This is a genomic window from Polaromonas sp. A23, from assembly GCF_002001015.1.
Classification (GTDB): domain Bacteria; phylum Pseudomonadota; class Gammaproteobacteria; order Burkholderiales; family Burkholderiaceae_C; genus Polaromonas.
In genome coordinates, this window is record NZ_MUNO01000008.1 from 79,395 (window position 1) to 89,033 (window position 9,639).

Annotated in this window: 10 protein-coding genes; 9 read left to right on the forward strand and 1 reads right to left on the reverse strand. The window is 60.2% G+C overall.

Annotated elements, in window-relative coordinates:
- Positions 1-49: 49 nt before the first annotated feature.
- Positions 50-1,057, reverse strand: coding sequence for a porphobilinogen synthase (gene hemB, locus B0B52_RS03945; protein ID WP_077592330.1), 1,008 nt, complete (start codon positions 1,055-1,057; stop codon positions 50-52).
- A gap of 567 nt (positions 1,058-1,624) precedes the next feature.
- On the opposite strand from hemB, the gene B0B52_RS03950 reads away from it, so the two are divergent.
- The 9 genes from B0B52_RS03950 to B0B52_RS03990 form a co-directional block, all read left to right on the forward strand.
- Entirely contained in the window at positions 1,625-2,053 is a 429-nt protein-coding gene (locus B0B52_RS03950; RefSeq protein ID WP_077592319.1) for a CopD family protein, read from the forward strand.
- Positions 2,054-2,135: 82 nt separating this feature from the next.
- Positions 2,136-3,305 (forward strand): VanZ family protein, encoded by a 1,170-nt coding sequence (locus B0B52_RS03955; RefSeq protein ID WP_254425631.1) that lies wholly within the window; start codon positions 2,136-2,138, stop codon positions 3,303-3,305.
- Positions 3,302-3,652: a ferredoxin gene (locus B0B52_RS03960; protein WP_077592321.1), complete on the forward strand. Its 351-nt coding sequence runs from the start codon at positions 3,302-3,304 to the stop codon at positions 3,650-3,652. Before B0B52_RS03955 ends, B0B52_RS03960 begins: the two co-directional genes overlap by 4 nt.
- A 131-nt stretch (positions 3,653-3,783) precedes the next feature.
- Positions 3,784-4,410 (forward strand): alpha/beta hydrolase, encoded by a 627-nt coding sequence (locus B0B52_RS03965; RefSeq protein WP_077592322.1) that lies wholly within the window; start codon positions 3,784-3,786, stop codon positions 4,408-4,410.
- A 72-nt stretch (positions 4,411-4,482) separates the two neighbouring features.
- Positions 4,483-5,682 (forward strand): D-alanyl-D-alanine carboxypeptidase family protein, encoded by a 1,200-nt coding sequence (locus B0B52_RS03970; RefSeq protein ID WP_077592323.1) that lies wholly within the window; start codon positions 4,483-4,485, stop codon positions 5,680-5,682.
- 170 nt (positions 5,683-5,852) lie between these two features.
- Positions 5,853-6,230 (forward strand): 30S ribosomal protein S12, encoded by a 378-nt coding sequence (gene rpsL, locus B0B52_RS03975; RefSeq protein WP_077592324.1) that lies wholly within the window; start codon positions 5,853-5,855, stop codon positions 6,228-6,230.
- Between the two features lie 204 nt (positions 6,231-6,434).
- Entirely contained in the window at positions 6,435-6,908 is a 474-nt protein-coding gene (gene rpsG / locus B0B52_RS03980; RefSeq protein ID WP_077592325.1) for a 30S ribosomal protein S7, read from the forward strand.
- A gap of 196 nt (positions 6,909-7,104) precedes the next feature.
- Positions 7,105-9,207 (forward strand): elongation factor G, encoded by a 2,103-nt coding sequence (gene fusA / locus B0B52_RS03985; RefSeq protein WP_077592326.1) that lies wholly within the window; start codon positions 7,105-7,107, stop codon positions 9,205-9,207.
- A 146-nt stretch (positions 9,208-9,353) separates the two neighbouring features.
- A partial coding sequence (locus B0B52_RS03990; protein WP_254425612.1) for a GTP-binding protein occupies positions 9,354-9,639 on the forward strand: 286 nt, incomplete at its 3' end.

Here is a 9,639-nt window from a genome sequence, read left to right on the forward strand (position 1 = left end):
GGTTTGAGGTTAAATTGGCCTGTCGCCCTTGTTAGACGGGCGCGAACAGCTATGAATTTTGTAGCAAACGTGCAGCGTCGATGGCGAAGTAGGTGAGTACTCCGTCGGCCCCTGCACGCTTGAAGGCCAGCAGGCTTTCCATCATCACCGCGTCGTGGTCCAGCCAGCCGTTCTGCGCAGCGGCCTTAAGCATCGCGTATTCGCCGCTGACCTGGTAAGCAAAGGTCGGCACGCCGAACTCGTCCTTCACGCGGCGCACCACGTCCAGGTAAGGCATGCCGGGTTTGACCATCACCATGTCGGCGCCCTCGGCGATGTCCATGGCCACTTCGCGCAGGGCTTCGTCGCTGTTGCCCGGGTCCATCTGGTAAACCTTCTTGTCGGCCTTGCCGAGGTTGCCGGAGGAACCGACCGCATCGCGGAAGGGGCCGTAAAACGCACTTGCGTACTTGGCGCTGTAGGCCATGATGCGCGTATGGATCAGCTTGCGTGCCTCCAGCGCCTGGCGGATCGCGCCGATCCGGCCGTCCATCATGTCGCTGGGGGCGACGATGTCGACGCCGGCCTCGGCTTGGGCAAGGGCCTGGCCCACCAGCAGCTCAATGGTTTCGTCGTTCAGTATGTAGCCCGTTTCCTTGTCCGGCAGGCCGTCCTGGCCGTGGCTGGTGAAGGGGTCCAGCGCCACGTCGGTCATCACGCCCAGCTCGGGGAAGCGTTTTTTCAGTTCACGCACCACACGCGGCACCAGGCCGTCGGGGTTCAGCGCTTCCTTGCCGTCGTAGGTTTTGAGCGAGTTGTCGATCACCGGGAACAGCGCCATCACCGGAATACCCAGCCGCACACATTCCTCGGCCACCGGCAGCAGTAGGTCCAGGCTCAGCCTTTCCACGCCCGGCATCGAGGCCACCGGCTCACGCCGCTGCTTGCCGTCGGTGACAAACACCGGGTAGATCAGGTCATGCACGCCCAGTGCGTTTTCACGCACCAGGTTGCGCGTGAAGGCGTCACGGCGCAGGCGGCGCGGACGGCCGAGCGGGTAGGGGGCATAGGAAGTCATGGGCAAATTGTGCCAAAGCTTTGCCAGGGTGACGAATGCGCCTTCGGCCCGCTTGTTGTGTTCGCTATCGAACATATGGGAAATTGCCAGCGAAACTATCTTGCACTTTCGCCAGGTGAACCCTTGTCATGGCCTTGGGGGCGTGGTTAGAATGTCCGCGTGTTGTTACCTTTTGGTGGCAGCATCCCGCTTTTCCTCCCTGAGCGGGTGCCTTTGCGTGTCACAGCAAAAAAGGCTTCCAGGCCCGGCTGACCTAGCGTCATCCGGGCATTTTTTTGCCCGGCATTTCCATAAATCCGCTTTTCGGGCGAATTGCGGCGTTGCGCGGTGCTCGCAATCCTCATGTACCCAAGTACATTCCGGTTGCTGCGCTCCGTGCGCCTTGCACTTCATCCCGAGAAGCGAATTTCTGAAAACGCCGTCGAGTCCTTTCAGGGGGCTAAAGCGCGGACGGGTTAAAGCCAGCCAGGGCCGCGGGTCCGGCTTCGCCGGCCCGCAGGCGCAGCGGCCCCCTCGGGGGGCAGGGCGCTACACGCAGTGAGCAACCGTGGGGGCTACACTTTGTGCATGCTCTGGGTCAAATCACTTCACATCGTTTTCATCGCCAGCTGGTTTGCGGGTTTGTTCTACCTGCCGCGTATTTTTGTCAATCTGGCGATGGTGCCCGTGGAAAGCGTGGCCGAATACGAGCGCTTGATCCAGATGGCGCGCAAGCTCCTGCGCTTCACCACCCTTTTGGCGATTCCGGCATTGGGCTTTGGCCTCTGGTTATGGTTGGGCTACGGTATTGGGCGCGGCCCCGGCAATGGCTGGATGCACGCCAAGTTGGCGGTGGTGGTACTGGTGATCGGCTACCACCACGCCTGCGCCCGCATCCTCGGGAAGTTTGTCGCCAACCGCAACACGCGCAGCCACCGCTGGTTCCGATTCTTCAATGAAGTGCCGGTGCTGCTGCTGCTCGCCGCCGTCGTGCTGGTGGTCGTCAAGCCGTTCTAGGCAACACAGGCGCAGTGTGAACTCCCCGAATTCACCAGCAGACGCGGTCAGACCGGCTTCGCCGGATGACACGCGTGGCCCCCTGAAAGGGGGGGGGGAACTACACGAAGCGGAGCGAAGTGAGAACGGCGGGGGTGTACCGACCACCAGTTGGCCGCTGGCACTGGCCACGGTCTGCCTGATTGTTTATGCCAGCCTCTACCCCTTTACCGAGTGGCGCAACCAGGGCATTTCGCCGCTGACTTTCCTGACAGCGTCCCTGCCGCGTTACTGGACCGGCTTTGATGTGGGCGTCAACCTCGCCGGTTACGCGCCGCTGGGTTTCCTGTTGGCCCTGGCTGCGCTGCGCAGCGGACGTGCGCGCTGGGCCGTCAGTATGGCGGTGCTCGCTGCCGGCATCTTGTCGCTGGTGATGGAAAGCTTGCAGAGTTATTTGCCCGACCGCATCCCTTCCAATGTGGACTTTGTGCTGAACAGTATCGGCGCATGGCTGGGTGCCTGCACCGCCTGGCTGCTGGAAAAAGCAGGCGCTCTTGATCGCTGGAACCGGTTTCGCGCGCGCTGGTTTGTCAGCGAAGCCAGGGGCGCGCTGGTTCTGCTGGCCCTGTGGCCGGTGGCGCTGCTGTTTCCGGCCTCGGTGCCGCTGGGGCTGGGCCAGGTGCTGGAGCGGCTGGAGTACGCGCTTGCTGAAATCCTGACAGACACGCCTTTTCTCGAATGGCTGCCGGTGCGCGATATTGAATTGCAGCCGCTGGTACCTGGCGCGGAGGTGATCTGCGTGGCCCTGGGTGCACTGATTCCCTGCCTGTTGGGTTACAGCGTGGTGCGCACGCTGGCTCAGCGCGCCGTTTTTCTGATTCTGACGCTGGCTGCCGGCGTTGCGCTGACGGCGCTGTCAGCTGCGCTCAGCTATGGCCCCGAACACGCCTGGGCCTGGCTGGACTTGCCGGTGCAAGTGGGACTGGTGTTAGGCAGCGTACTTTCACTGCTGCTGTTGCCGGTGCCGCGCCGCGGCAGCGCGGCTTTGCTGCTGCTGGCCCTGAGCGTCCATTTGTCCATGCTCAACCAGGCGCCGATGGGTCCCTACTTTGCCGAGACCCTGCAAATCTGGGAGCAGGGACGTTTTATCCGTTTCAACGGATTGGCCCAGTGGCTAGGCTGGCTCTGGCCTTATGCTGTTTTGCTGTATGTGCTGGTGCGGCTGTCCAGCCGACGGGCCAGCGAGCCTGCGGAAAGTAAAATGGGGTCATGACCTCCACCAGCGCGCCAGCGGACTCTTATTACGAACGCCACATTTTCTTTTGCTTGAACCAGCGCACCGGCGGAGAGGACAGCTGCGCCAACCACAAGGCCCAGGAAGGCTTCGACCGCTGCAAGGCCCAGGTCAAGGCGGCCGGTCTGTCGGGGCCAGGCAAGGTCCGCGTCAACAAGGCCGGCTGCCTGGACCGTTGCGCGGCCGGGCCGGTGGCGGTGGTGTATCCCGAAGCCGTCTGGTACACCTATGTGGACGCGCAGGACATCGACGAGATCGTCGAGTCGCACCTGAAAAACGGCAAGGTGGTCGAGCGGCTGCTGACACCGGCGAACGTGGGCCGCTGAGAAGTGGTCTGAATCTGAGGCGCAGGGCGGTGTATTTGCCAAATTCCATGAGTTCTCAGGCTGTTTGCCCTTGTGCCATAAGCTTTTATAGCTAGCATTTTCATAGCAATTTTGTCAGTAGAAAGTAAGGCGTGAATTCCCAAACCCAGAAATCCGTGGTGCAAGGCGCTGCGGGCGCCATTGAAGTGGCGCTGGACCTGCCCGCAGGCGGAATGGCTTCCAGAGGAGTGGTCGTCATCGCCCACCCGCATCCGCTGTTCGGCGGCACCATGGACAACAAGGTAGTGCAGACCATGGCGCGCGCCTTCCTGCAGGCCGGCTGGACCGCCGTCCGTTTCAATTTCAGGGGTGTGGGTGGCACGGAGGGCGCGCACGACGAAGGCCGCGGCGAGCTGGACGACATGCTGGCCGTGGTGGCAGCCGTGGCGCCGCAGGGCCCGCTGTGCCTGGCGGGGTTTTCTTTCGGTGCTTACGTGACGACGCACGCCTTTGGCCGCCTGGCCCCTCAGCGCGACATCGAAAAGCTGGTGCTGGTGGGAACCAGTGTCGACCGCGCGCCGGCCGCCCCCATTCCCGCGGACGCGCATCCCCGGACATTGGTCCTGCACGGCGAGCAGGACGACACGGTGCCGCTGCAATCGGTGCTGGACTGGGCGCGCCCACAGGTACTGCCTGTTACGGTTGTCCCCGGGGGCGGGCACTTCTTTCATGGACAATTGCCGCTTCTGAAAAATCTGGTGGCACGCCACCTTGGCTGACTTTTCCAGGCCCGATTCGGGCCCTTGCCGTCCCTTCTTTGCATTCGTTTTCCATTTCCAGGTCTATTTCCCATGCGCCGTTTTCTGACTGCTTTTCGTGCCTTCGCCCCATCGTTGGTGCTGCTTTCTTCCCTGGTTCTGCTGCCGGCGGCGCAAGCCCAGATGCCCCAGCCACCCGAAGTGGCTGCCCGCTCCTACCTGCTGCTTGACGTCACGGCCAACCAGATCTTGGCCGCCAAGGACATCGACGCCCCGATCGAGCCGGCTTCGCTGACCAAACTGATGACCGAATACTTGGTGTTCGACGCGCTCAAGTCCAAAAAAATCACCCTCAAGCAGACTTTCCCCGTCAGCGAACGCGCCTGGAAAATGCCGGGTTCGCGCATGTTCATTGACCCCAAGATGCAGGTACCGGTGGAAGACCTGATCAAGGGCATGGTGGTCCAGTCAGGCAACGACGCCACGATGGCGCTGGCAGAGGGTGTGGGCGGTACCGCCGAGAACTTTGTGAAGCTCATGAATGAGCAGGCCAAGGCTCTGGGCATGAAGTCAACAAGCTACAAAAACCCGGAAGGCCTGACCGAGCCGGGTCACACCACCACGGCGCGCGACCTGAGCATCCTGTCGACCCGCCTGATGCAGGATTTTCCCGACTACATCGGTTTTTCGGCGATCAAGAAGTACCGCTACGCCGGCACGCCGGCTGCCAACGACACCAACCGCAACACCCTGCTGTTCAGGGATCCCACGGTCGATGGCCTGAAAACCGGCCACACCGCCGCGGCCGGCTACTGCATGATCGCCACCGCCAAGCGCGACTTTCCGAACCTGGGCGCCGCCGGCGCGCCCGGCGGCCGGCGCCTGCTGGCCATCGTGCTTGGCACGGCCAGTGACAGCGCCCGCGCCAACGAATCGCAAAAACTGTTGAATTGGGGTTACACCGCATTCGAGGCGGTCAAGCTGTTCGACGCCGGCCAGGCGGTGGCAACGCCCGCCGTCTGGAAGGGCAAATCCGCCACCGTCAAGCTGGGCCGGCCTGAAGCCATCGTGATCGCCATCCCGGCTGGCGGATCCGCCAAGGTCCAGACCCAGGTTGCGCGGCCGGATCCGCTGGTGGCGCCTTTCACCAAAGGGCAAGCCGTCGGAACGCTCAAAGTCAGCGGGGCAAGCGGGGAAACGGTGGTTGACATCCCTCTGGTGGCCCTGGAAACCGTGGAAGAGGCCGGCATTCTGGGGCGCGCCTGGGATTCGATCCGGATCTGGATCAAATAGCAGGCCTGCTGTTACTGCAAAAGGGTGCCCCAAACCGCCGCAATTTGCAGGTAGCCGCCCAAACTGCTACACTCGAGGGCTTTTCCGGAATTTCCGGGGAGATTCACGTTTTCACGTAAATAGTCACGTATTTAGTCAAGTCAGATATCAGACGTTTAGGGACGTTTTAAATGCCAACCATTAATCAGCTAGTCACTCAGGGACGCAAGGTCGAAAAGATCAAGTCCAAGAGCCCTGCGATGGAGAATTCTCCACAGCGGCGCGGTGTGTGTACCCGTGTGTACACCACAACCCCCAAGAAGCCAAACTCCGCTTTGCGTAAAGTCGCCAAGGTGCGCCTGACCAACGGGTTTGAAATCATTTCCTACATCGGCGGCGAAGGCCACAACCTGCAGGAACACAGCGTGGTGCTGGTTCGTGGCGGTCGTGTCAAGGACTTGCCCGGTGTGCGTTACCACATCGTCCGTGGCTCGCTCGATCTGCAGGGCGTGAAAGACCGCAAGCAGTCGCGCTCCAAGTACGGTGCGAAGAAGCCGAAGGCCAAATAAGCCAAACCGGCTCGGGTTTTATTGCCCGCGCCAGAGGATGTCGTCCCCGATATCTTCGAAAACAGGTGTTTGAATCACCCTGGCAGGTGTTTCAAGCGAAGTGACCCAAGTGCAAATTGTTTGTACCGGTCGAGTAAGTGAGGGTTTTGATAACTCTCGCGGTGCTGCCAAAAGCGGTGCCAACTGAAGCAAAGAGGTGAAAAAATGCCACGTCGTCGCGAAGTCCCTAAACGTGAAATTCTCCCTGACCCAAAATTTGGCAACGTTGACCTTGCCAAGTTCATGAACGTCATCATGCAAGGCGGCAAAAAAGCTGTCGCCGAGCGTATTGTGTATGGCGCCCTCGAGCAGATCGAGAAAAAGAACCCCGGCAAAGATCCGCTGGAGGCGTTCCACATGGCCATCGGCAACATCAAGCCTATGGTTGAAGTGAAGTCCCGCCGTGTCGGTGGTGCCAACTACCAGGTGCCGGTTGAAGTGCGTCCTGTCCGTCGCATGGCCCTGGCCATGCGCTGGCTGAAAGAGGCTGCCAAGAAGCGTGGTGAAAAGTCCATGTCCTTGCGCTTGGCCAATGAGCTGATGGAGGCCACTGAAGGCCGTGGCGGCGCCATGAAGAAGCGTGACGAAGTTCACCGCATGGCCGAAGCCAACAAGGCGTTCAGCCACTTCCGCTTCTAATTTTCGTTGCATGTCCGCTGCGCGGAAGTGACGTGTTGCCTGATGGCCCGAGGCGCTGCCGGCGCCTTGACTCCTGAGGGTTCAACCCCATTTTCTGCGGGCTGCATGCAAAACGTGCAGCCCGCAGACGCGTAGAAAAAACAAAAAAAGTTTTTGGCAACGAGTCCTTGTTCGTCTTTCGAACCGAAAGTAATTTATGTCCCGCGCTACCCCCATTCAAAACTACCGCAACATCGGCATTTCCGCGCACATTGACGCCGGCAAGACCACCACCACCGAGCGGATCCTCTTTTATACCGGCGTGAACCACAAGATTGGTGAAGTTCATGACGGCGCAGCCACCATGGACTGGATGGAGCAGGAGCAGGAGCGCGGCATCACGATTACTTCCGCTGCAACGACCTGCTTCTGGAAGGGCATGGACACGTCCCTGCCTGAGCACCGTATCAACATCATTGATACCCCGGGCCACGTGGACTTCACCATTGAGGTGGAGCGTTCCATGCGCGTGCTGGACGGCGCCTGCATGGTGTATTGCGCCGTGGGTGGCGTGCAGCCTCAGTCGGAAACCGTCTGGCGCCAGGCCAACAAGTACAAGGTGCCACGTCTGGCTTTTGTGAACAAGATGGACCGTACCGGTGCCAACTTTTTCAAGGTTGTGGAGCAGATGAAACTGCGCCTGAAGGCCAGCCCTGTGCCCATGGTGATCCCGATTGGCGCTGAAGAAAACTTCACCGGCGTGGTCGACCTGATCAAGATGAAGGCCATCATCTGGGACGAAGCTTCGCAAGGCATGAAGTTCACCTACAGCGAAATTCCGGCCGAGCTCCTCGAGTTGGCCAAGGAATGGCGCGAAAAGATGGTCGAGGCTGCTGCCGAGTCGTCTGAAGAGCTGATGAACAAATACCTTGAAGAAGGTGATTTGACCGAAGCTGAAATCAAGCTGGGTATTCGCACGCGTACCATCGCCAGCGAAATCCAGCCGATGTACTGCGGCTCTGCGTTCAAGAACAAGGGCGTGCAGCGCATGCTGGACGCCGTGATTGAATTCATGCCGTCGCCTATCGACATTCCTCCCGTCAAGGGCATGGACGAAGATGAGGCGCCTGTCACCCGCAAGGCTGACGACGCGGAGAAGTTCTCTGCGCTGGCGTTCAAGCTGATGACCGACCCGTTTGTGGGCCAGCTCACCTTTGTGCGCGTGTATTCCGGCGTTCTGAAAAAGGGCGATAGCGTCTACAACCCGATCAAGGGCAAGAAAGAGCGTATCGGCCGTATCGTGCAGATGCACGCCAATAACCGTGAAGAAGTCAGCGAAATCCGCGCCGGCGACATTGCCGCCTGCGTGGGCCTGAAAGACGTGACCACGGGCGAAACCCTGTGCGATCCGGATGCCATCGTCATGCTCGAGCGCATGGTGTTCCCTGAGCCTGTGATCACGCAGGCCGTGGAACCCAAGACCAAGGCTGACCAGGAAAAAATGGGCATCGCGCTGCAGCGTCTGGCGCAGGAAGATCCGTCTTTCCGCGTCAAGACCGACGAAGAGTCTGGCCAGACCCTGATTGCCGGCATGGGCGAGCTGCATCTGGAAATCATTGTTGACCGCATGAAGCGTGAATTCGGCGTGGAAGCCAACGTTGGCAAGCCGCAGGTGGCTTACCGCGAAACAATCCGCAAGACCGTGGAAGACGCCGAAGGCAAGTTCGTGCGCCAGTCCGGCGGCAAGGGCCAGTACGGTCACGTGGTGCTCAAGATTGAGCCCAATGAAATGGGCAAGGGCATCGAGTTCATCGACGCGATCAAGGGTGGTGTGGTTCCGCGTGAATACATTCCTGCGGTTGAAAAAGGCATTCACGAGGCTGTGACCACGGGCGTGCTGGCCGGTTATCCGGTGGTGGACGTCAAGGTCACGCTGCATTTCGGTTCGTACCACGATGTGGACTCGAACGAAATGGCCTTCAAGATGGCTGCAATCTTTGGCTTCAAGGAAGGCTGCCGCAAGGCCAGCCCGGTGATCCTGGAGCCCATGATGGCCGTTGAGGTGGAAACGCCTGAAGACTACGCCGGTAACGTGATGGGCGATCTGTCCTCACGCCGCGGCATGGTGCAGGGCATGGAAGACATGGTTGGTGGCGGCAAGGCCATCAAGGCCGAAGTGCCGCTGTCCGAAATGTTCGGTTATTCGACCACGCTGCGTTCGATGTCCCAGGGCCGTGCGACCTACACCATGGAGTTCAAGCACTACTCCGAGGCTCCGCGCAATGTGTCCGAAGCCATCATGGCTGCGCGCGCCAAGTAAGTAAAACCGGTGCCGGTTTCGCAAGGGACGGCACCACTTTTTTCCTGTCTGCGATTGTGTGCCCCTCACTGCCCGTGGTGATGGAACAAGCAACACAGTGCAAACGTTAAACCATACACGGGCACGTTCTTTATCTGGAGTTAAAAATGGCAAAAGGCAAATTTGAGCGGACCAAACCGCACGTCAACGTAGGCACGATTGGGCACGTTGACCATGGCAAGACGACCCTGACAGCGGCGATCACGACCGTGCTGGCGGCCAAGTTCGGCGGCGAAGCCAAGGGTTACGACCAAATTGACGCGGCCCCCGAAGAAAAGGCCCGCGGCATCACCATCAACACCGCCCACGTGGAATACGAAACGGCCAACCGCCACTACGCCCACGTCGACTGCCCCGGCCACGCCGACTATGTCAAAAACATGATCACCGGCG